This is a genomic window from Streptomyces sp. NPDC005151, from assembly GCF_053599875.1.
This window is the reverse complement of sequence record NZ_JBSFYR010000051.1, coordinates 34,028-54,292: the sequence shown is the minus strand read 5'-3', so window position 1 is coordinate 54,292 and position 20,265 is coordinate 34,028. Positions and strand designations below refer to the sequence as shown.

The 20,265-nt window shown below is 68.0% G+C and carries 18 protein-coding genes and 3 pseudogenes; 7 read left to right on the top strand and 14 right to left on the bottom strand.

What is annotated here, in order from left to right:
• Positions 1-485: 485 nt before the first annotated feature.
• Positions 486-1,154 carry a ScbR family autoregulator-binding transcription factor gene (locus ACWD6R_RS24980; protein WP_451820737.1) on the bottom strand — a complete coding sequence of 223 codons (669 nt, stop codon included), beginning with the start codon at positions 1,152-1,154 and terminating at the stop codon, positions 486-488.
• A gap of 299 nt (positions 1,155-1,453) precedes the next feature.
• On the opposite strand from ACWD6R_RS24980, the gene ACWD6R_RS24975 reads away from it, so the two are divergent.
• Entirely contained in the window at positions 1,454-2,329 is an 876-nt protein-coding gene (locus ACWD6R_RS24975) for an IS5 family transposase (protein ID WP_451820736.1), read from the top strand.
• Positions 2,330-2,350: 21 nt separating this feature from the next.
• Here the strand turns inward: ACWD6R_RS24975 and ACWD6R_RS24970 are convergent, their stop codons facing one another.
• The 5 genes and pseudogenes from ACWD6R_RS24970 to ACWD6R_RS24950 all read right to left on the bottom strand — a co-directional run bounded on the left by ACWD6R_RS24970 (position 2,351) and on the right by ACWD6R_RS24950 (position 7,901).
• Positions 2,351-2,806 carry a VOC family protein gene (locus ACWD6R_RS24970; protein ID WP_451820735.1) on the bottom strand — a complete coding sequence of 152 codons (456 nt, stop codon included), beginning with the start codon at positions 2,804-2,806 and terminating at the stop codon, positions 2,351-2,353.
• Between the two features lie 109 nt (positions 2,807-2,915).
• Complete coding sequence (locus ACWD6R_RS24965) at positions 2,916-5,207, bottom strand: (Fe-S)-binding protein (RefSeq protein WP_451820734.1); 2,292 nt, start codon at positions 5,205-5,207, stop codon at positions 2,916-2,918.
• A 141-nt stretch (positions 5,208-5,348) separates the two neighbouring features.
• Entirely contained in the window at positions 5,349-6,230 is an 882-nt protein-coding gene (locus ACWD6R_RS24960) for an AfsR/SARP family transcriptional regulator (RefSeq protein ID WP_451820739.1), read from the bottom strand.
• Between the two features lie 321 nt (positions 6,231-6,551).
• Positions 6,552-6,683: pseudogene (locus ACWD6R_RS24955) on the bottom strand (carboxyl transferase domain-containing protein); the annotation flags it as partial.
• A 285-nt stretch (positions 6,684-6,968) separates the two neighbouring features.
• Entirely contained in the window at positions 6,969-7,901 is a 933-nt protein-coding gene (locus ACWD6R_RS24950; protein WP_451820733.1) for an NAD(P)H-binding protein, read from the bottom strand.
• Positions 7,902-8,110: 209 nt separating this feature from the next.
• Here ACWD6R_RS24950 and ACWD6R_RS24945 point away from each other — a divergent pair, with 209 nt between their 5' ends.
• Positions 8,111-8,779, top strand: coding sequence for a ScbR family autoregulator-binding transcription factor (locus tag ACWD6R_RS24945; RefSeq protein ID WP_451820732.1), 669 nt, complete (start codon positions 8,111-8,113; stop codon positions 8,777-8,779).
• Here the strand turns inward: ACWD6R_RS24945 and ACWD6R_RS24940 are convergent.
• Positions 8,772-9,986 carry an FAD-dependent monooxygenase gene (locus ACWD6R_RS24940; protein ID WP_451820738.1) on the bottom strand — a complete coding sequence of 405 codons (1,215 nt, stop codon included), beginning with the start codon at positions 9,984-9,986 and terminating at the stop codon, positions 8,772-8,774. The genes ACWD6R_RS24945 and ACWD6R_RS24940 overlap by 8 nt on opposite strands.
• Before the next feature lie 95 nt (positions 9,987-10,081).
• Positions 10,082-10,753, bottom strand: a complete 672-nt coding sequence (locus ACWD6R_RS24935) for an FAD-dependent monooxygenase (RefSeq protein WP_451820731.1) — start codon at positions 10,751-10,753, stop codon at positions 10,082-10,084.
• A gap of 190 nt (positions 10,754-10,943) precedes the next feature.
• Between ACWD6R_RS24935 and ACWD6R_RS24930 the strand changes: the two genes are divergently transcribed.
• Positions 10,944-11,507, top strand: coding sequence for an NADPH-dependent FMN reductase (locus tag ACWD6R_RS24930; protein WP_451820730.1), 564 nt, complete (start codon positions 10,944-10,946; stop codon positions 11,505-11,507).
• A gap of 37 nt (positions 11,508-11,544) precedes the next feature.
• Positions 11,545-12,108 (top strand): hypothetical protein, encoded by a 564-nt coding sequence (locus ACWD6R_RS24925; protein ID WP_451820729.1) that lies wholly within the window; start codon positions 11,545-11,547, stop codon positions 12,106-12,108.
• On the opposite strand, the gene ACWD6R_RS24920 is transcribed toward ACWD6R_RS24925, so the two are convergent.
• The gene (locus ACWD6R_RS24920; RefSeq protein ID WP_451820728.1) at positions 12,011-13,504 is read right to left on the bottom strand and encodes an MFS transporter; all 1,494 of its coding nucleotides are present in this window, start codon (positions 13,502-13,504) and stop codon (positions 12,011-12,013) included. The two genes, ACWD6R_RS24925 and ACWD6R_RS24920, sit on opposite strands and share 98 nt — an antisense overlap.
• Positions 13,505-13,778: 274 nt before the next feature.
• Here ACWD6R_RS24920 and ACWD6R_RS24915 point away from each other — a divergent pair, with 274 nt between their 5' ends.
• The 3 genes from ACWD6R_RS24915 to ACWD6R_RS24905 all read left to right on the top strand — a co-directional run bounded on the left by ACWD6R_RS24915 (position 13,779) and on the right by ACWD6R_RS24905 (position 15,635).
• Complete coding sequence (locus ACWD6R_RS24915) at positions 13,779-14,150, top strand: YciI family protein (RefSeq protein WP_451820727.1); 372 nt, start codon at positions 13,779-13,781, stop codon at positions 14,148-14,150.
• Entirely contained in the window at positions 14,147-15,406 is a 1,260-nt protein-coding gene (locus ACWD6R_RS24910) for an RNA polymerase sigma factor (RefSeq protein ID WP_451820726.1), read from the top strand. The genes ACWD6R_RS24915 and ACWD6R_RS24910 overlap by 4 nt, the downstream gene beginning before the upstream one ends.
• A gap of 106 nt (positions 15,407-15,512) precedes the next feature.
• Positions 15,513-15,635 (top strand): hypothetical protein, encoded by a 123-nt coding sequence (locus ACWD6R_RS24905; protein ID WP_451820725.1) that lies wholly within the window; start codon positions 15,513-15,515, stop codon positions 15,633-15,635.
• A gap of 249 nt (positions 15,636-15,884) precedes the next feature.
• Here the strand turns inward: ACWD6R_RS24905 and ACWD6R_RS24900 are convergent.
• The 5 genes and pseudogenes from ACWD6R_RS24900 to ACWD6R_RS24880 all read right to left on the bottom strand — a co-directional run.
• Positions 15,885-16,093, bottom strand: a pseudogene (locus ACWD6R_RS24900) (nucleoside deaminase); the annotation flags it as partial.
• A 34-nt stretch (positions 16,094-16,127) separates the two neighbouring features.
• Positions 16,128-17,320, bottom strand: a pseudogene (locus tag ACWD6R_RS24895) (RNA-guided endonuclease InsQ/TnpB family protein).
• A 26-nt stretch (positions 17,321-17,346) separates the two neighbouring features.
• Complete coding sequence (locus ACWD6R_RS24890) at positions 17,347-17,874, bottom strand: transposase (protein WP_451820724.1); 528 nt, start codon at positions 17,872-17,874, stop codon at positions 17,347-17,349.
• Positions 17,875-18,126: 252 nt separating this feature from the next.
• A complete protein-coding gene (locus ACWD6R_RS24885; RefSeq protein ID WP_451820723.1) occupies positions 18,127-18,540 on the bottom strand; it encodes a hypothetical protein in 414 nt (137 codons plus the stop codon).
• Positions 18,541-19,003: 463 nt separating this feature from the next.
• On the bottom strand, positions 19,004-19,918 hold the full coding sequence (locus tag ACWD6R_RS24880; protein WP_451820722.1) for a class II fructose-bisphosphate aldolase: 915 nt from the start codon (positions 19,916-19,918) through the stop codon (positions 19,004-19,006).
• Positions 19,919-20,265: the final 347 nt, after the last annotated feature.

Here is a 20,265-nt window from a genome sequence, read left to right as displayed (position 1 = left end):
CCCGTCGTGCTGGGGTCCCGTCGCGCGTCCAGGCCCTCCCACCAGCACGAATCACCCCTTGACAGCCCAGCCGATCAGCAAACTTCGCGGCCTTGCTCAAAGAACAGACAGGGAAGGCGTGCTTTGAGAAACGCAGAAGGAAGCCCTGAGAACTCGGCCGAAAAGAAAACGCGGACGACTCGAAAATCTTTCTCCTCACACTCGGTCGCCGCATGCGGGTGCGCTGCGTACTCCCCTCGCATGCGGCCTCCCCGTTCATGCCCCGGGTTCTTCGCGCGAGCCCTCTGCTCAGACGCTCCGCACCAGGCGCTCGCGGCCGTCGTCCGCCGTCTGCCCGGAGTCAGGGTTACCCCTGGTGCCGCACGGTCACAACCCTCCTCCGTTGCAGCGAAGTTCAAGGGAATCGAGGAATGTCCTGTGCGACACCCCGAGAGCCGAAGAGGGGACGATGCCGCAGAACACGCAGTAAACAGACCGAGTGCCTGCTACCGCTCGGGGGCTGTCAGCTGTGACTGCGCCCGTGCGGGTACGGCAGTCGGCGGCCGCGAGCCGGAGCACACCAATGTGTTCAGGGCCCGCCCGTCGGTAAGCCGCGGCAGCAGCAACTCCCAGAACAGCGTGACGTTCTGCCGGGACAGCCAGGAAGCATCCCTGCCGCCGAGTACTTCCAGGCCCGTGGTCGCGGCGACGATGACACGGGCGGCGTCGACCCAGGACACCCCATCCGCGAGCACACCGCTACGCTCGGCGCGGCGGAGGCTGTCCTCGACCCAGCGCTGCCACTCCTTCCGCAGCGGGGATTTCGTACGGCGCGCGATGTCACCGGCGAGTTCGAAGCCGCCGCGGACCACGACGTCCTGGGCCAGGGTGCCCATCAGCTCGTGCGTGGCGTCCACCACCGACTGCAAGGAGTCGCCCTGCCAGGCCCGCGCCCCCTCGGTGAGCCGACGAACGGTCTCGGTGGCCTTTGCCTCGACCGCTTCGGCGAGCATGCTCTTGTTGGCGAAGTGGAAGTACAGCGCCCCGTTGCTGACACCGGCCCGTTTACTGATGGCGCCCAACGACGCATGGACGAAGCCCACCTCGGCGAACACCTCGGCCGCGGCCTGGATCAGCGAACGCCGCGTGCGTGCCGCTCGCTCCTGTTTGACCATGTGCTGCCTCCTGGGCAACGGGACGTCGAAAGCCGGAAAAGACGCAGACATCTCATGCCCCTTGCAACGTACACCTGGCGTGGGGGGTGCCGTGCTCGCGGAATCCGCAGGCCTGCGCGGGCATGCCCGTGCAGGAGCCACACCGACATTAACAAACCGCGTGCGTGGTTTTATATATGGAGGAACGAAAAACATGACTAATCATTGCCGTTCGCCCTACCCTCGCGGGTTGTCTCCCACGGTGCGGCGCCTAGAGCGTGTATCGAAAGTGGATCTTGAGTGATGAATAATCGTGGTTCATGGCGCGGGGAGATCTCACGGATGCACAGTGGGCGGTGTTGGAGCCGTTGTTGCCCAAGGGAGCGAAGGTGGGACGGCCGCCCATCTGGCCCCGGCGGCGGCTGATCGACGGCATACGCTTCCGGGTTCGGACAGGAGTTCCTTGGCGGGATGTGCCCGTCGAGTACGGTCCGTGGGGCCGGATCTACGATCTGTTCCGCCGATGGCAACGAGACGGCACCTGGCACCGGGTCCTCACTCGACTTCAGTCCCAGGCCGACGCGAAGGGCGGGATCACGTGGGACCTGAGCGTCGATTCCACAGTGTGTCGCGCCCATCAGCATGCGGCAGGGGCCAGGAAGCAGGGGGACCTACAGAAGGAACCACCGGGCGGAGTGCTGGCCGAGCCCTGTGATCACGGGCTGGAACGCTCACGTGGCGGGTTCACCACCAAGCTGCACATGGCTGTCGAGCAGGGCCAAAAGCCCATGTCGATCGTGGTGACGGCCGGGCAGTGCGGCGACTCGCCGCAATTCGAGCCCGTGCTGGAGAATGTCCGCGCACCCCGCATCGGACCGGGCCGGCCACGCGTCCGCCCCGATCGAGTACGCGCCGATCGGGCGTACTCCTCCCGCAAGAACCGCGCCTACCTGCGCCGCCGTGGAATCCGCTGCACCATCCCATACAAGGCTGACCAGGCCCGCAACCGCAGGAAGCTCGGCTCCCATGGCGGCCGACCGCCGCGTTACGACGCGGTGGATTACCGCGAGCGCCATGCGGTCGAGTGCGGGATCAACCGACTCAAAAGACACAGGGCAGTGGCCACGAGGTACGACAAGCTCTCTGTCCGCTACGAGGCGACGGTGCTGGTCGCAGCCGTGAACGAGTGGCTGTGACCAGCACCGTCACAACGACCCTCAGACGACGTCGAATTCGTTGCCCTCGGGGTCCTGCATGGCGGCGGCGTAGAGCCCCATGTCCGGCTCATCCTTAATCCGCAGCACGGTGGCACCAGCTTTGACCAGCCGTTCCACCGTAACCTTGACCCGCTGTGTGCGGACGTCCAGCGGGACGTCACGGCCCCCACCGACCTTCAGGTCGAAGTGCCACCGGTTCTTGGCGACCTTCGACTCCGGAACCTGCTGGAACCACACCCTCGGCCCACGTCCCGCGGGATCGATGATCGACTCCGGAATATCCCCGGCACCGGCCGGCAACTCTGCCTCGGGCACCCCCACCGCCGCCCAGTAAGCACGCCACGTGGCGTGCCCGCCCGGCGGAGGCTCAGGCACGTAGCCCAGGGCCTCGGCCCAGAAAGTCACCATTCTCTGCGGATCGGAGCAGTCGATCGTCAGCTGCACTGTCATCTCCATGCTCGGAGTATCCCAGGCAGGTCTGACAGACGATCCACTTTCGCAACAGGCCCTAGGGGCCGCCACGGGGCGGCCCCCAAGTCGTCTTCACATCACGTTCTTTACGGCGCTACGTCGCGGGTTCGGGCTCCGGCTCGCTCTCCGCCTCCGACGCGCCCGCCGGGGGCTCGTCGTCGACCGGGGTCTTCACGGACTCCAGCAGGAGCTGGGCGACGTCCACGACCTGGATGGACTCCTTGGCCTGGCCGTCGTTCTTCTTGCCGTTGACCGAGTCGGTCAGCATCACGAGGCAGAAGGGGCAGGCGGTGGAGACGATGTCCGGGTTGAGGGAGAGGGCCTCGTCGACGCGCTCGTTGTTGATGCGCTTGCCGATCCGCTCTTCCATCCACATCCGGGCACCACCGGCGCCGCAGCAGAAGCCGCGCTCCTTGTGGCGGTGCATCTCCTCGTTCCGCAGTCCCGGCACCTTCGCGATGATCTCGCGCGGGGGCGTGTAGATCTTGTTGTGGCGGCCCAGGTAGCAGGGGTCGTGGTACGTGATCAGACCGTCGACCGGGGTGACCGGGATCAGCTTGCCCTCGTCCACCAGGTGCTGGAGCAACTGCGTGTGGTGGATGACCTCGTAGTCGCCGCCGAGCTGCGGGTACTCGTTGCCGATCGTGTTGAGGCAGTGCGGGCAGGTGGCGACGATCTTCTTCGCCGACTTGGGCTTGCGGGACTCTTCGGTCACCTTGCCGTCGTCGTCGTACTCCTCGCCGAACGCCATGTTCAGGGACATGACGTTCTCCTGCCCGAGCTGCTGGAACAGGGGCTCGTTGCCGAGACGGCGGGCGGAGTCACCGGTGCACTTCTCGTCGCCGCCCATGATCGCAAACTTGACGCCCGCGATGTGCAGCAGCTCGGCGAAGGCCTTCGTGGTCTTCTTGGCGCGGTCCTCGAGGGCGCCCGCGCAGCCGACCCAGTACAGGTACTCGACCTCGGCGAGGTCCTCGATGTCCTTGCCGACGACAGGCACCTCGAAGTCGAGCTCCTTGAGCCACTCGAGGCGCTGCTTCTTGGCCAGGCCCCAGGGGTTGCCCTTCTTCTCCAGGTTCTTGAGCATCGTGCCCGCCTCGGACGGGAACGCGGACTCGATCATCACCTGGTAGCGGCGCATGTCGACGATGTGGTCGATGTGCTCGATGTCGACCGGGCACTGCTCCACGCACGCACCGCAGGTGGTGCAGGACCAGAGCACGTCCGGGTCGATGACGCCGTTCTCCTCGACGGTGCCGATCAGCGGGCGCCCGGCCTCCGCGAGAGCGGCCGCCGGTACGTCCTTCAGCTGCTCCTCGGTCGCCTTCTCGTTGCCCTCCATGTCCTTGCCGCCACCGGCGAGCAGGTACGGCGCCTTGGCGTGCGCGTGGTCGCGCAGCGACATGATCAGCAACTTCGGGGAGAGCGGCTTGCCCGTGTTCCAGGCCGGGCACTGCGACTGGCAGCGACCGCACTCGGTGCACGTGGAGAAGTCGAGCAGGCCCTTCCAGGAGAACTGCTCGACCTGGGAGACACCGAAGACATCGTCCTCGCCCGGGTCGGTGAAGTCGATCGGCTTGCCGCCCGAGGTGATCGGCTGGAGGCCGCCGAGGGCCGTCTCACCGGTCGCGTCGCGCTTGAACCAGATGTTCGGGAAGGCCAGGAAACGGTGCCAGGCCACACCCATGTTGGTGTTCAGCGAGACCGTGATCATCCAGATGAACGAGGTCGCGATCTTCAGGCCAGCGAAGAAGTAGACGAGGTGCTGCAGGGTAGACAGGCTCATCCCCTGGAACCAGGCGACCAACGGGTAGGAGATGAAGTACGAGGCCTCGTAGTGGTCGACGTGGTGCATGGCGCCCTCCAGGGCGTGCAGCACCACGATGCAGGTGCCCACGATGAGGACGACGGTCTCGACGAAGTACGCCTGGCCCGTCTTGGAGCCGGCGAACCGCGACTTGCGGCCGGGGGTCGAGGGCCGGTTCAACTGGCGGATGACGATCAGGGTCAGGATGCTGAGCGCCGTCATTGTGCCGAGGAACTCGACGAAGACGTTGTAGGGCGTGAAGTGGCCGAGGACCGGCAGCACCCAGTCGGCATTGAAGAGCTGGCCTGTGGCGTTGACGAGGGTCAGGAGCAGCGAGTAGAAGCCCACTGCCACAAACCAGTGCGCCACCCCGATGAGACCCCAGCGATTCATCCGGGTGTGGACGACGAACTCCCTGACCAGCGTCACACTGCGCTGGTAGGGGTTGTTGGTCCGGAAGCCCTTGGGGACGGGCTGGCCGAGCCGTACGAAGTGATAGATCTGCAAGGTGGCTCGGAAGAACAGCGCGAAGCCGACCACGATCAGGGCCAGCGACACGATGATCGCGACGAGTTGCATGAGTGAGCTCCTCGAACCGACGAAAGCCAGTTACCAAGTGGTAACTTAACGATTTCGTCTGAGGCTACCCACTTATTGCGCCGCACTGCAGCCAGAGTCGCGGTGATCTGCGCCGCTGTGGCACGACCCGCCTCTCACACGTCAGTTCACGGGTAACGAGCGTGCGCTGCCCACACGGGCAGAGGGGAGAGGAACCGTCGCAGGCATCTGCTGCTCCGCAGCCAGCGAAGTCTCCGGCGCGGCTATCAGGATCGACTGCTGGAGTTGGCGCAACCGTGCCGAGGGCTCCAGGCCCAGGTCCCGTACGAGGGTGCTGCGCAGCCGGTGGTAGACGTCAAGGGCCTCGCCGCGCCGCCCCGAGCGGTGCAGCGCCAGCATGAACTGGGCGTGCAGGTTCTCGTGGGTGGGGTAACGGCTCGTCAGCACGGTCAGTTTCGGGAGCAGTTCGCGGTGACGGCCGAGCCGGAGGTCGGCCTCGATGCGCTGATCGAGGGCGCACAGCTGGCTCTCTTCCAGCCGTTTGGCCTCCATCTCCAGCTGCGCACCGGTCTGCACGTCTGCGAAGGCCGAGCCGGTCCACAGGGCGAGTGCCTCACGCAGCAGGCGCGAGGCGCCCTGGAAGTCCCCTGCGTCCATCGCACGGTAGCCCACGCCCGCGAGCCGTTCGAACTCCCGGACGTCGCTGGTCCCGCCACCGGAGACGAGCATGTACCCGCCGGGCGAGGTGACCAGGACGTCCTTGGCGCGGCGCCGCGGGGGCGAAGCAGGCTCGGCGGCGGGCGTCTCCTTCTCCAGCGCGAGCGTGATGAGGTCGCGCAGTTGCAGGACGTAGGTCTGTAACGTGGTGCGCGCGCTGCGCGGGGGCCGGCCCGCCCACAGCTCGTCGATGAGAGCGGAGACCGGCACCACCTGGTCGGCGTGCAGCGCCAGAAGAGCGAGCACCTGCCGGGGCTTCGGCGCAGTAGGAGCGATGGACGCCCCATTCTCCCTGACGTCCAATATGCCCAGTACGTCGATCTGCACGCCGTTTCCCCCTCGGTGAATGTGCATTTCCCGGCACCTCACGAGTACAAAACAGGCCAGCCGGTTTGTCAACGGCAAACCCTTCGTGCTATTTTGATGCACCGTCAGCCAGGCATACGCAACCTCCTCCCGCACGCCTCTGAGGTGGGGATTCACGCGACTCCATGCTGTCCGACCGCAAGGACGCGTTCAGGCGTCCATCGATTCCCCGGCGGAAATCTGCCCTGACAAACGGGCGTTCTCGCGGGCACAGCAGACCTCTCGGGCAAAATAACAGAACCGTCGTGCGGTTGACTCGTACTGCCGTCAAGGGTCGTGCTGTTACTGCGGGGGGTTGCCGTGCTTACGGGAGGGCAGGTCGGCGTGCTTGCTGTGCAGCATGGCCAGGGACCGGATGAGCACCTCGCGGGTCTCCGCCGGGTCGATGACGTCGTCGACCAGGCCGCGCTCGGCCACGGAGTGGCCCCGCGGGGCTGGGACGCTGGGACATGCTTCCCTGCCTCTCGACATCACCAGCGAATTCAAGCGCTTACGTCGAGATGGACACACCCTGCACCATTGAGGCGCGCCGAATTCCGGCATCGTGCACGGGCTACGAGGAGGCCGTGCTCGTGACCGCCCAGCAGGAGGGAATACCTGCGTTCCGGGCCACCGTGACCATGACGTCGCTCACGGGGTGACCTCCCGGGCCTGGTGCGCAGCGTGCTGGGCACCAGGCCCCTCCAAACTGACGCCGCGTCATGTTCCTCCACTCCGATCCGTCCTCCGCGGCTGTGACGAACGAGCATGCTGCACGGATCGGCTCGGGACCGGCGTCCCGGGCTCTTGCAGGGCGAAGGCCTCGAGGTGGTCCTCGGCCCACCCCCGGAAGGATCCCGCCGGCCGGCCCGTCACCGTACGGACGGTGTCCTCCACTTGAGCCTTGGCGCCTGCCCGCTGCCGTTCCGCGCTCTCCAGCAGCGCCTCAACGACCGGCGCCGGATAGCGCCTTCTCAGCGCAGCGCACGCTTCGTCCCGGCTCAACTCCTCGAAGTGCAGGGGAACCCCGAGCAGCCGGCCGAGCTGTTCCGTCTGCCCGATCGCGGTGAGCGCCTCCGGTCCTGTAAGGGTGTAGGTGCATCCGGCGTGCCCCTCCTCGGTCAGGGCCCGCACGGCGACTTCGGCGATGTCCCTGGGATCCACACAGGCGTTGGCCGACGTCCCGTAGAGCGCGCGGACGGTGCGCTCGGACCGGATGGAGGCCGCCCAGGCCAGGGAGTTGGACATGAACGCGCGCGGACGCAGCAGGGTCCACTCCATGCCGGAGGCGCGCAGCAGTTCCTCGTTGGCACGCTGCCACCGGGTGATGAGGTCGTCGGCCTGTTGGTCGAGGACAGCTGCCGCGGAGAGTTTCACCAACCGTTGCACCCCGGCTCTTTGTGCGGCGCGAACGAACCGGGAGTCGTCGTCGCCTGCGACGCGGGTGGTGACGAGGAATGCCGTCCGCACCCCCGTCACAGCCCGGGCCAGCGACCGCGGATCCTCATAGTCCCCGGCGACTGTCTCCGCCGTCGATGACGCCCCCGTGACCTTCGCGGGATCCCTGGCCATGATGCGAACGCGCAGATCGGCGGGGAGCCGCCGGACCACTTCCCGCCCCACCGTTCCGGTGGCACCCGTCACCAGGATCACCGGGGCCTCCCTCTCCCCGTCCGGCCGACCACAGCAGCCGCACCCCGCCATCCGCTCCTCGCTCTCCCCTGTCCCGCTGTGTTCGTTTTTGCAATGCATTGAATCTGGTACGTCCATGGGGAGGTATGCGCATCGCAACTCCGCTGTAAGATACAAACCAGACGGTTTTTATTGGGGTCTCGGGGCTCATCGAAGAAAGGAGGCCGAGAGTGGTGATGCAGGACCGGGCGATCCGCACCCGGTGGACGATCCTCACAGCGGCGGCCAAGGTCTTCGAGGAACGCGGCTACCTGGCCGCGACGATCAGCGAGATCCTCACCACCGCCGGTGTGACCAAGGGTGCCCTCTACTTCCACTTCCCTACGAAGGAAGACCTGGCGGAGGGGGTGATCCGTGAACAGGATCACCAGCTGCCCATTCCCGACCGTGCCTGCAAGGTCCAGCAGCTGGTGGACACGACGGCCCTGCACGCCTACCGCCTGCAGACCGACCCCCTTGTCCGGGCCGGTGTCCGGCTGTCGCTCGACCATCAGGCTCAGGGACTCAACCGCAGCGGCCCCTTCCTGCGCTGGAGCGAAGTGGGCATTGATCTGCTGGAGAAAGCGCAGGCCCAGGGCGAGTTGATGCCTCACGTCGTGCCGGCAGAGACCTCCGACGTCCTGGTGGGAGCCTTCGCAGGCGTCCAGGCCATGTCCCAGGCCATGTCCAACTACGAGGACCTGCCGCGCAGAGTCACCGCCCTGCTGCGGCACGTGCTGCCCAGTGTTGTGGTGCCGCCGGTGCTCGCTGCGGTGGACTTCTCCGAGGGCAGGGGAGCCTCGGTCCACAGCGAGTTGCAGAACATGCACATCGTGCAGCAGCCGACGTTTCTCAGCTGACCGCGCCCGAACGAGCACCCCTGGCCTCCACGCCATCGGCCACCGCTCCCCCGCCCTCACCGAAGTACGCCCTGAGAGCGGGGGCGAGCCGGCCTCCCCCCGCCGCCCAGCCCACGTACCCGTCAGGCCGCACCAGCGCTGCCTCACACGGCAGATCGGGTACCGGCTCGGCACGCACCATCCGCAGCAGCCCGGCCCATGCCTGCGCCTGCGTCTCGTAGCCGCTGGCCTGCCCGCCGAAGAGCAGGAGCAGCGGCCGCCCCTCGCCCAGCAGGCCAATCACATCGGTGCGGCCTTCCCGGGTGGTCAGTTCGACATTCTGCAGAAAGCTTCCCTCCCATGGGGAAGAATCCGCGCCGCGCGCAGGCAGCACCGTGTCCTGGGCACTGATCACGGAAGCCAATACGCCGCCCTCCAATCCTCCGGCCAGCAGCTCACCGAACAGGGCGCGCAGCGGGTCGAGTTCGGCATCCGGCCGCATAAGGGCCAGCTGCGCCCGCGTGTTGTCGATGACCCGCTGCGCGGCGGGCCGGCGCTCCTGGTCGTAGGTGTCGAGCAGCCCTTCACCCGCGGCGCCGCGCACCGTGAGCGCCAGCTTCCAGCCGAGATTGAGGGCGTCCAGCAGACCGGTGCTCAGCCCCTGGCCGCCGATCGGGAAGTGCACGTGCGCCGCGTCCCCCGCCGGCAGGATCCGCCCTTTCCGGTAGGACCGGACGAGCCGGCAGAAATCGCTGAACCTGCTCAGCCACTTCGGCGCCCGCATCGCGATGTCCCGTCCCGCGATCCAGGAGACCTCCCGGCGCAGCTCCTCCAGGGTGAGCGGCAGATGACGTGCCCGGTGCGTGCCCGCGCAGTTGAGTGTCCGCAAGCGGATCCCGCCATGCGGGACGTCCTTGGCAAGGATCCAGCCGCGAGAGGTGCGGTGCCAACCCTGCCGCAGGGCGTCCGCCTTCTCGAGACGGACATCGCCCGCCATCGCGGAGACCGTGGCCGGGTACGTCCGGGAGTCGAAGCCGGCCTGCTCGCGCACTGTGCTGCGCGCGCCGTCCGCTCCCACCACGTACTCGGCCGCGCAGGTCACCCGGCCGCGCGGTCCCTCCGCCGTGACGTGGACCCCGTCCGGCCCCTGGTGTGCCTCGGTCACACGGTGACCGCGCAGGATCATCGCACCGGCGGCCCGGGCCCGCTCCTCGAAGAGGCTCTCCAGCTCCTCCTGCGGACACTTGAGGATCGGCTGCGGTTCCGTGGCCGGGGCCGAGATAGTCAGGCCGGGAATCCCTGCGAAGTGAAAAGTGCAGCTCGCTAAGGCGGAGCTCGCCTGCTTCCCTGCGCCGGCGAGCCCGCCGAGATAACCACGCCGGACCAGGACTGCACAGTCCGGGCATGCAGCGTGGTCGCCTTGGGCCGGCCAGACACACCGGTCTCCGCCTCGACGACCAAGGTGCGGACCCCGTATCCCGCCAGCTCGCAGGCGAGGAGCAACCCGACCGGGCCTCCGCCCACGACCACCACTTGCGCCTGCAAGTCACCCACGATTCCGGGCCTCCCCCTTTTCCCAGACTGTGCTGTCAGCGCACCGAACCAAGCAGCGATGGGGGAGGAAAAGACAGAACCCAGCGACACCGTGCAGTGCGAGTGCACGGTGAATACCCGTTCCGCCCAACTCACGCGAAGTTGACCGCATCGCCCTGTTGTGTGAATAACGAAAAGAAATATACCGGTTGGACGGTTCTTTGTAACCCCCTTGGGAGCCACGCGCCGGCAAGAACTGCTCCCGGAACACCACTGACGAACCCGGCCGAGTTGAAGACGATAAAGACGGCCGCCTCTCGCGTACGCGAGGACTACGTCAGCAGCTCCTGCAAGCGGCGTCCGTCCGGCGGATCCCCCCGCGTAGGGGCTGATACACCCGCGAGCACGGCGACCTGAATGTGCCGGATCTACCCCCGTGTACGCGGGGCCCACGTTGTCCATCGCGGCGACGTCCTTGGCCAGTTCGCAGGTAGGCGCGGTTGCTGCGGGACGAGTAGGCCTTGTCCGCTCCCCGACGGGTCAAGAAGCTCGGGGGTGCAGGGGCCGGCCCTGCCCCTGCACCCCCTCACCCCTAAGTCCTTGACGAGTCAAGTGGCCCTCGTGCGTACTTGCTCCGTCAAGCAATTGCTTGATGACCAAGATCAGCATCATCCTCGGAAGCACCCGCCCGGGACGGAACGGCGAGGCCGTCGCCCGCTGGGTGCACAAGAACGCCGCCCAGCGCACCGACGCCGAGTTCGAACTCGTCGACCTGGTGGACTACAAGCTCCCGCTGCTCGACGAGGCCTACCCCCCCCCGTCGATGGGCCAGTACGCCCAGCCGCACACCCAGACCTGGGCGCAGAAGATCGCGTCCTTCGACGGCTTCGTGATCGTCAGTCCCGAGTACAACCGCTCGGTGCCCGGCGCGCTGAAGAACGCCATCGACTTCCTCTACACCGAATGGACCAACAAGGCCGTCGGCTTCGTCAGCTACGGCTCGACCGGCGGCACCCGCGCCGTGGAGCACCTGCGCCTCATCGCCGGCGAACTCCAGATGGCCGACGTGCGCTCCCAGGTCGCCCTCTCCCTCTTCAACGACTTCGAGAACTTCAGCGCCTTCAAGCCCATCGACGCCCAGCGCGATGCCCTCACCACCACCCTCGACCAGGTCATCGCCTGGACCAACGCCCTCGCCCCGCTGCGCGCCCACTGACCTCGCGCCCCCAACGGCTCACCCACCAGGAGTTCACATGACCGCCAAGAAGTCCTCCGAGGCCGCATCCGCCCCCGCCCCCAGCCGGCGCAGGATGATCGGCACCATCACCGGCCTCGGCACCGCCGCGGCCCTCGCCACCGTCGCCACTCCGGCCGAGGCGCAGAGCCAGGGATCACACGGTGCCCCGTCCGGATCCGGTCTCTCGCCGCGCCGGGTCGCCGCGGCGTTCTACGCCAGTTACAACGGGGACCTGGCCGCCGGCTTCGAGCGGTGCATCTCGAAGGACCTCGTGCTCCAAGGATTCGACGGCCCCAACGAGCGCTCGGCCTGGGTCGCGGGCGACCTCGAACTGAAGGCGTCGCTCACCGGCTACCGACTGGACGTGTTCGACCAGATCGCGGAGGGCACCAAGGTGGTCACCCGCTGCGACCTCCTCGGCCTCGGCGAGCGCCCGGTACAGCGAGGCGACCGAGGGCCACAACGTCGGCCTCGGCAGGGTTCTACGAGCGAGTCGCCTCGTAGTCGGGGAGTGCGGCCGGGGTGGCCCGGGCTGCCGGGCGCATCGTCAGGATCAGTACGGCCAGCCCGGCGAAGATGACCGCGGCGACGACGCCGGTGACGTGCAGGCCGGCGGTGAACGCCTCCCGCGCGGTGTGCAGCAGTTCCGCGCCCTGGCCGGCGGGAAGGTGCTGGCTGGCGGCGACCGCGCCGGCCATCGAGTCGGACGTGCCGTCCATCCGGCTGCGGTAGACCACTGCGGCCACCACGCCGAGCAGCGCGAAGCCGAGCGAGCCGCCGAAGTAGTTGCCGGTCTCCGACATCGACGCCGCCGAGCCGGCGCGCTCCGGCGGTACGGACCCGACGACCAGCCCGGTGCCCAGCGCGAACAGCGGGCCGGTGCCCAGCGCCAGTACGGCGATGCCGATCATCACCGGCGGCAGGGCGCTCGCAGTGTCGACGCCGACCAGCAGCAGGCTGCCCAGCGCCGACGCCACCAGCCCGCCGGCGATCGCGGTCGTCTGCTTCATCCGCCGGGCCAGCGCCGGCGCGGCCATGGTGCCGACCGCCACGCCCAGGCCCATGGGTGCGAACAGCACCGCCGACGCGACCGGCGAGAAGCCCAGCACGCTCTGCAGGTACTGGGTCACCAGCAGGCCTGTACCAGCCATGGCGATGCCGGCGAAGACCAGCGCGACGAGTACGGCCGTGAACGGGCGGTTGCGCAGCAGCCGCAGGTCCAGCAGCGGCGTCTCCAGCCGCAGTTGCCGGCGTACGAACAGGAATCCGATGGCTGCGCCGACGACGAGGGCCACCGCCGGAACGACTGGCACGCTCTCGACGGTCAGCTGCTTGATGCCGTAAACCATCAAAAGCACCGCCACGAGCGACAGCCCGACGCCGGCCAGGTCCAGACGGCCGGCCTGGTCGCTGCGGAACTCCGGCAGCAGGACCGGCCCGGCGAGCAGCAGCAACGCCATCGCCGGCACGGCGACCAGGAAAACCGATCCCCACCAGAAGTACTGGAGCAGGAATCCGGCGAGTACGGGTCCGAGTGCGCCGCCGGTGAACTGGCAGGTCGCCCAGATCGCGATGGCCTGCCCGCGCTGTCGTTCGTCGCGGAACATGTTGGTGATCAAGGCAAGTGTGGACGGCGCCAGGCTCGCGCCGGCGACGCCCAACAGCGCACGCGCGACGATCAGCATCAGCGGGCTGACCGCGAAGGCGGCCACGACCGACAGCACCGCGAACGCCGCCCCGCCGATCATCAGCAGCCGTCGGCGGCCGATCCGGTCGCCGAGCGTACCCATCGTGATGACCAGGCCGGCCACCATGAGTCCGTAGCTGTCACTGATCCACAACTGCTGGACGTTGGTGGCACCCAGGTCGGCGCTCAGCCGTGGGAGCGCGAGGAGCAACGCCGTCATGTCCATCGCGACGAGCAATGTCGGCAGCATGAGGACGACCAGTCCCAGCCATACCCGGTTGACTCGCATATCCGAAACTCCCTGTTCTCTCGACGTTTCGCCGGTTGGTCGGAGCGGCGAAACGCTTCTTGACATCGGGACGGACGGAAATCTCCCGTGTCTGCCACGGTGGGGCGTCACCCACGGTGAGGCGTCACCGGACATGACGACCTCACGGTCCGGGCGATGCGACGGCGAAAAACTCATGCGAACGTGTCGGCGGAGGATGTCAAGACGACGGCGGCGGCTCCGACCAACCGGTCGAAGGGCCCAGCCGGGGCTCGCGAACCACGAGGAGCACGAAATGAAGTTCCTGATCAGCATGCATATCAACCCGGCCGTGATCGATGCGCTGACCGACAAGGAGAAGGCGGCGATCGGCGACGGCCACGGCACGTTCATCGAGGCACTGAAGACATCCGGCGAGCTGATCACCACGCAGGCGCTGGTCGACCCGTCACAGGCCGCTGTGGTGTCCGTACGCAACGGCCAGCCGGTGGTGACCGACGGCCCTTTCCTGGAGTCCAAGGAGTACCTGGGCGGCTTCTACCTGATCGACTGCGAGAACAAGGATCGGGCGATCGAGCTGGCAGCGCAGATCCCGGACACCGCGATCGAGGGTCTGGGGATCGAGGTGCGGCAGGTGATGTTCGCTGACGGACAATTGGAAGCATGACAGCACCGGACTTCGAGGACCTGCTGCGTGAACTCACGCCGCAGGTCCTCGCCACGTTGGTACGTCGGCACGCCCAGTTCGAAGGGTGTGAGGACGCCGTACAGGAGGCCGTCCTCGCCGCCACCGTGCAGTGGCCGGCCGAGGGAGTGCCGGACAACCCGCGCGGCTGGCTGGTGACTGTCGCGTCCCGGCGGCTCATCGACCAGATGCGCAGTGACCACGCGCGCCGCGAGCGGGAGTCGGCGACGGCCACCGAGGTGGTGCCCGAGGACGTACCGGACACCGACGACACGCTCGTCCTGCTGTTCCTGTGCTGCCATCCGACGCTGACCGCGGCCTCCCAGACCGCCCTGACGCTGCGGGCCGTCGGCGGCCTGACCACTGCCGAGATCGCCCGCGCGTTCCTGGTGCCGGAGGCCACGATGGCGGCCAGGATCAGCCGGGCCAAGCAGCGCATCAAGGCCGCCGGCAGCTCGTTCAGCCTGCCGGACGGCGCGGAGCGCGAGGAGCGGCTACGGGTCGTCCTGCACGTGCTCTACCTGATCTTCAACGAGGGCTACACCGCCTCCTCGGGCAGCGAGCTGCACCGCGCCGACCTCGCGCACGAGGCGATCCGGCTGGCCAGGATGGTGCACGCGCAGCTGCCCGAGGACGGCGAGATGACCGGGCTGCTCGCGCTGATGCTGCTGACCCACGCCCGCCGGGAGGCACGTACGACGGCGGCCGGCGATCTGGTGCCGCTGGACAAGCAGGACCGTACGAAGTGGGACCGCGGGCTGATCGACGAGGGGCTGGAGCTGGTCAAGGCGTCGCTGGCCGGCCCAGCGCTGGGGCCATACCAGCTGCAGGCCGCCATCGCCGCCACGCACGCCGACGCGGCCACGGCCGAGGAGACCAACTGGCCGCAGGTGCACACCCTTTACCTGATCCTGGAACGGATCGCCCCCAACCCGATGGTCACCCTCAACCGGGCGATCGCGCTCGCCGAGACCGAGGGCCCGCCGGCCGGGCTGGCCCTGCTGTCCACATTGGACAGTGACGAGCGGATGGCCGGGCACCACCGGCTGCTGTCCGTGCGGGCGCATCTGCTGGAGAAGACCGGCGACACGGCCGGGGCGTACGAGCACTACCGGCGCGCCGCGAAGTCCACCGCCAGCATCGCCGAGCAACGCTACCTGGAGTCCCGGGCCAGCCGGGTGACACGCCTTTGCACCACGGGCGTTGCGATCAATGCAGTGCTGAGTCACAGCCACTGAGCTGCGAGGACTCCGTTGCGAGTCCGCCTCGGGATCGGCGACCTCCAGAGAAGCCGACGTATGCCTGGACCGCAACGCGGCCCGCCCCGCCGGCCGGCACGTCGCCATGTACGAGCACAAGCGCGAGCGCACCGGCTGCTACCGCCTCGCCACCCTCGCCCACGCCGATGCGCCCAGCATCAACGGCCGCCGTATCGGCCGCCCCGGCACCACCGCCCTCGCGGCCTGAACCGCCGTGCCACCGAACGAATCGGAGAACCGAACCACCATGGCCGGCCCCGTGGTCCGACTGCATGGCCCTGACCGACGACCTCGCCAAGCGCATCGAGAACGGTGTCTGGCACTGGCTTATGACCAGCTCACGAAGTCTCGTTCGTGATTGACCACGGTCTCTGCGTGGAGGACATGTCCTCCACGCTGCCCCAGCCCTCTGCTGAGGCGGGTACTTCCAGGGTTTTGGTGGCGTTAGTCGGCGCTCTCAGTTATGGCGGTAGTAGTCGTCGATGGGGGCGCGTGCCTCGTCGAACAGGGCCGGGCCGGGCCGTCCTGCGCTACCGTCGGCCAGTCGCCTGACTTCGGGTTGAGTTCGATGAGTTGCTCGGTGGAGAGCGCGTAGACGACACGGCCGAGTCCGGAGCGGACGATGCCGCCGGCGCACATGGCGCATGGCTGGCAGCTGGTGTACGTGACTCCTCCCCCTCGTAAACGAGGGGGCTTCTCGCTATGCCGGGTTGGCGTCGCGACGGACCGGCCCGGCCCGTAGAACGTTGGTGGCTCCCACTGTGTCCGCGTGCGCGCTGTGGCCGCACGAGACGCAGTGGAACTTCTCCTGTGTGGGCCGGTTCTCCTTGGCGATGTGCCCGCATTCGGGGCAGCGCCGCGAGGTGTTGCGGGGGTCCACGGCCATCACTTCCCGTCCGGCGCACTCTGCCTTGGCGTTCAGGATCGCGGGGAACATCCCCATCCGGTATCAGCGATCGAGCGGTTCAGCCCGGCCTTTGCCGCAGCCCCGTTCGGGGCGTAGGTGCCGTCCCCGTTCGGACGCGGCTCGGGGGCCTTGCTCATGTTGCGGATCTTGAGGTCTTCGTGCGCGATGAAGTCGTGTTCGCGCACGAGGTCAAGCGCGGTCTTGTGTGCGTGGTCGAGCCGCTGACGGCGCACCTTGCCGTGCAGCCGGGCAACCTCCTCCACGGCCTTGCGTCGACGCCTGGAGCCGCGCTTGCACCGGCTGAGCGACTGCTGAGCTGCTTCGAGTTTCGCGGCGGCCTTCTGCCCGTGACGGGGGTTGGGCACGAATCCGCCGCCTGAGTCGGCGAGGAAGTTGGCTATGCCCAGGTCGATGCCGACCACGCTGCCGGTGGCGGGCAGCGGCTCCGGCTCGGTCTGCTCGGCAGTCAGGATCACGTACCAGCGGTGTCCTTCACGCTTGATGCTGATCGTCTTGACCTTGCCGGTCACTGGCCGGTGCTGGTGCACCTTGACGTGCCCGACCCCCTGCAGGCGCACGCGGGTCACAGGGCCGTTGGGGATGGAGTCCCAGCGGCAGCCGTCACCGTCCTTGGGGAAGTCCACCGTGTCGGACCTGGCCGCTCCACGAAAGCGCGGGTATCCGGGCTTGTCTCCGGCCTTGATGCGGCGGAAGAACGCGGCGAATGCCTTGTCCAGCCGACGCAAGGTCGCCTGCTGGGAGGAGAACGACCAGCGGCCCTGACGTTCCGGGTCGAAGGCCCGGATCTCCTTGAGCTGCGCAGACTGCTGCCCGTATCGGACCGTGGTCTTCGAGGTGTGCCGCCAGGCGTCGCGGCGTTCCTGCAGGGCACCGTTGTAGAGCGAGCAGTGATCGCGCAGCATCTCGCGAAGAGCCTGGTCCTGGCGGACGGTGGGCCGCATGAGGAACTTGTACGCACGGATCACCCAGCCCACCCCCTTCGGTTCCCTGATCAACATAGTGGGCCCCACTGACAACGGCGCAGAGCACTCCGGCGCTCCGCGCCTCCGCCCCACGGATCGCATTCACTCCCGGCGTAAACGCCGGGATTCCCCGCGAAGATCAAGGGATGGATCTTCGTGGAGAACCCGCCCCGCGACCGTCCCAGCCCGTGATCATCCGGCTCCGCCCGGACCCCGCCCGGCGGCTCCTTCTGCCCCGCCCCGTCGCGGCGGGCGCCGGCAGCGTGCTGATGGGCCCGGCAGACCGTGGAGTCGACGTTCAACTCCCACGTGATCAACCCGGACGCATCCGCCCGTGTCTGCAATGCAGTCAGGACCCGGGCCCACACACCCTCACGCTGCCGGCGTCTGAACAGCTCGTACACGGTCTGCCAGGGACCGTACCCGCATGGCAGGCCCCGCCACGGCACACCGTCCGCACTCGCCACCGCACACCGTCGATCAACCGCCGTCGATTCCGGGACCGGCGGCCCACCCCCACCACCGGCAACAACGGCTCCAGCACGACCACTGCTCATCGGAAAGATCCCCCACGCCCCACACCGAAATCATCACAGCATGGAGCGTGGCCAGGAGCTCAGTTCTCAAACACGCCCTGCGGAAGAGGTGAGGCCCCGCTCGGTGCCGCCCCTTCTTCCGGAACGACGTGTCATGACGACGCTCCGCCGCTACACCCTCCTCGGCGGCCAAACGGACTTGATGCCGGTCGGCAGCAACGGTTCCAGCAGGACGTTGGTGGGGGCGGCTGCGCGGGTCCGCGGGCAGCGCGGCTATCCGACCTTCTGGAAGGTCCAGGCCTGGTATTGGGGCCCGTACTCGGGAGCCAGCGCGATGCGGGGCGGGAAGATCCGCAGCAGGCTCATCCCGAGCCGCATCGGGGTGTTCGGGACGCTGATGATGAAGGTGTCGGGCCTGTCGCCGGGGATGAGGTGCCAGTCGCGGGCCCCGGGCAGCAGGACGGACAGCTCGTGCATGTCCGGGTCGCCGTCGTAGCTCACGTGCAGGTCACGGGGTGTGCTGATGGTATGGGCACCGTTGCCGGTGCTCCGCACCTTCCAGTCCTGCCCGGGATCCCCGTTGTCTGGCAGGAGCATCAGCGGCCCTCCGGCACGAGAGTCCGGCCCGGTGAGGACCTGCTCGGGGGTGAAGGAGATCCGGTAGAGGCCATCGGCCAGGTCTGCCATGTCTGCTCCGCTTCTGTGGTGTCAGGTGCCGGACGGCACGTGAGTGAGCGAACCAGACCCGCATCCTGATCAGCCCGGCGACACGGGCGCCCGGTACCCGAAAGCGCCTTGACGGCCGATCGGCGGCGGCGGGACGTACTCGACAGCACGACCGAAGGTATGCGTGTGGGTTGTCGCACGGCCTGTTGGGGGTCGTGACTTTATCGGGCAGTGGTGAAGTCACCTCTCGATGGGTTCGGGAGGCGCCTGCCTCGCCACGACGTCGATGTTGACGAGTGCGGGAGGCAACCGGAACAGGCTGGCAGGAGTGCGTCCCGCAATCTGCAGGGGCCGGGTGCTCAACGCCAAGTACCCGGTCCCTGCGGCCTGGTTTCTCGTGGTCCTATCCGGAGCCGCATCAAACCGCGCAGACTTTGTGGGCCGCCTCCCCTGGTGGGAGCACAGCGGCCGGCCCGTCAGGCCGTCAATGCCGTCCGGCGTGGTGCTTTCCGGCAGGGGGGCACGGGCTCGGCCCGGCGTCCGGGCCCTCCAGGGTCTGGATGAGGTTGGCGACCACGTCCGCCATCGCCCGGCGGGCGGCAGCGAGGTAGGCGGCCGGGTCCTGCGTGCCACCCGCCGCGAGCCCGTCGCGCAGCGCCCGCGTCATCGCGGGGTCGAGAGCGCGCCCGAAGCCGAGCTTGGCCACGCCTGCGACGACCGCTGCGCTCAGTTCTGCTGCGTTCGCCGCGGACAACTCCCGCAGGACGAGAGGCACGTTCACCGCTGTCCGCAGCCCGGCGAGCAGCGAGCGGTGGTCATCTGCCGTGCAGGTGCCGAAGGGGTGGCTTTCGCCGCTGAGTACAAGTGCGTCGGCGCCGGTGGCGTCGGCGAACTCCTGGGCTATCCCGGGGGCGAGGTGCGCTCCGTGTGGGCAGGGCGACGTGCCGATCCGTGCGGCACGCGGACCCCCGCGGCCCCCGGTGTCCATCAACTCCGCCTCCGCCCAGAGCCCCTGCTCGTGCGCCCACGAGACCGCGTCCCGAGTCACGGCGACGGCTCTGGCGTAGGAGAGATGACCGGCGTCGTACATGATCGAGCCGAAGCCACAGTGCGCTGCCTGGGCGAGCAGTGCGGTCCTGCGCACCTTCGTCAGGTGGAGCCCGACCGGCACGGTGGCGGTGCGCGCCATCTCGGCGGCGGCCCGGGCGAGTGGCGCGAGGTGCCCGCCGTGATGGTCCACCGCCGTCTCGCCGATCTGGATGATCACACCGCTGCCCGCCAGCTCCGCCCCCGCCACGATCGCCTGCAGGTGCTCGAACGTGTTGGCGTCGAAGGCGGCGACAGGGCGGTGGTGCGCCCGGCCCTCGGAGAGCATCGGGCCGATGGCTGCGAGCGTCAAGGGAGCCTCCAAGGCAGCACGTTGGGTGCCCCGGACTGCAGGGCGCGGGTAATCATGATTACACGTGCTTGCAAAGGGCGGTATTCACGCACGAGTGCGCACTCGTGGAGGGTGGGACGGTCGCAGACGAGGCGACAGGCAAGCCGAATCAGCTGGCGGACGGCGAGAAAATGGGGTCGGGCGTGGCATTGACAGCGGCTCGGGCGGAGCCCATAGTTTCTGCCCAAGCGTGATTGAAATTGCGCAGTAAGTACGCGTGTCACGCTTTTTTGAGCATCGGGCGGTTGGCTGACCCTACGTCGGATCGGAACCGGCACTCAGTCAGAGCGGCTGGGGGCGGGGCGAGG

What these genes read in the sequence shown, in the direction of transcription:
- ACWD6R_RS24935 (WP_451820731.1), bottom strand. Translation starts at nt 10,753, where the DNA reads ATGGACAACGTGGGCCCCGCGTACACGGGGGTAGATCCGGCACATTCA.
- ACWD6R_RS24905 (WP_451820725.1), top strand. Translation starts at nt 15,513, where the DNA reads ATGTACGAGCACAAGCGCGAGCGCACCGGCTGCTACCGCCTCGCCACC.
- ACWD6R_RS24975 (WP_451820736.1), top strand. Translation starts at nt 1,454, where the DNA reads ATGGCGCGGGGAGATCTCACGGATGCACAGTGGGCGGTGTTGGAGCCG.
- ACWD6R_RS24970 (WP_451820735.1), bottom strand. Translation starts at nt 2,806, where the DNA reads ATGGAGATGACAGTGCAGCTGACGATCGACTGCTCCGATCCGCAGAGA.
- ACWD6R_RS24930 (WP_451820730.1), top strand. Translation starts at nt 10,944, where the DNA reads ATGACCAAGATCAGCATCATCCTCGGAAGCACCCGCCCGGGACGGAAC.
- ACWD6R_RS24885 (WP_451820723.1), bottom strand. Translation starts at nt 18,540, where the DNA reads ATGGCAGACCTGGCCGATGGCCTCTACCGGATCTCCTTCACCCCCGAG.
- ACWD6R_RS24910 (WP_451820726.1), top strand. Translation starts at nt 14,147, where the DNA reads ATGACAGCACCGGACTTCGAGGACCTGCTGCGTGAACTCACGCCGCAG.
- ACWD6R_RS24925 (WP_451820729.1), top strand. Translation starts at nt 11,545, where the DNA reads ATGACCGCCAAGAAGTCCTCCGAGGCCGCATCCGCCCCCGCCCCCAGC.
- ACWD6R_RS24890 (WP_451820724.1), bottom strand. Translation starts at nt 17,874, where the DNA reads ATGAGCAGTGGTCGTGCTGGAGCCGTTGTTGCCGGTGGTGGGGGTGGG.
- ACWD6R_RS24920 (WP_451820728.1), bottom strand. Translation starts at nt 13,504, where the DNA reads ATGCGAGTCAACCGGGTATGGCTGGGACTGGTCGTCCTCATGCTGCCG.
- ACWD6R_RS24915 (WP_451820727.1), top strand. Translation starts at nt 13,779, where the DNA reads ATGAAGTTCCTGATCAGCATGCATATCAACCCGGCCGTGATCGATGCG.
- ACWD6R_RS24980 (WP_451820737.1), bottom strand. Translation starts at nt 1,154, where the DNA reads ATGGTCAAACAGGAGCGAGCGGCACGCACGCGGCGTTCGCTGATCCAG.
- ACWD6R_RS24965 (WP_451820734.1), bottom strand. Translation starts at nt 5,207, where the DNA reads ATGCAACTCGTCGCGATCATCGTGTCGCTGGCCCTGATCGTGGTCGGC.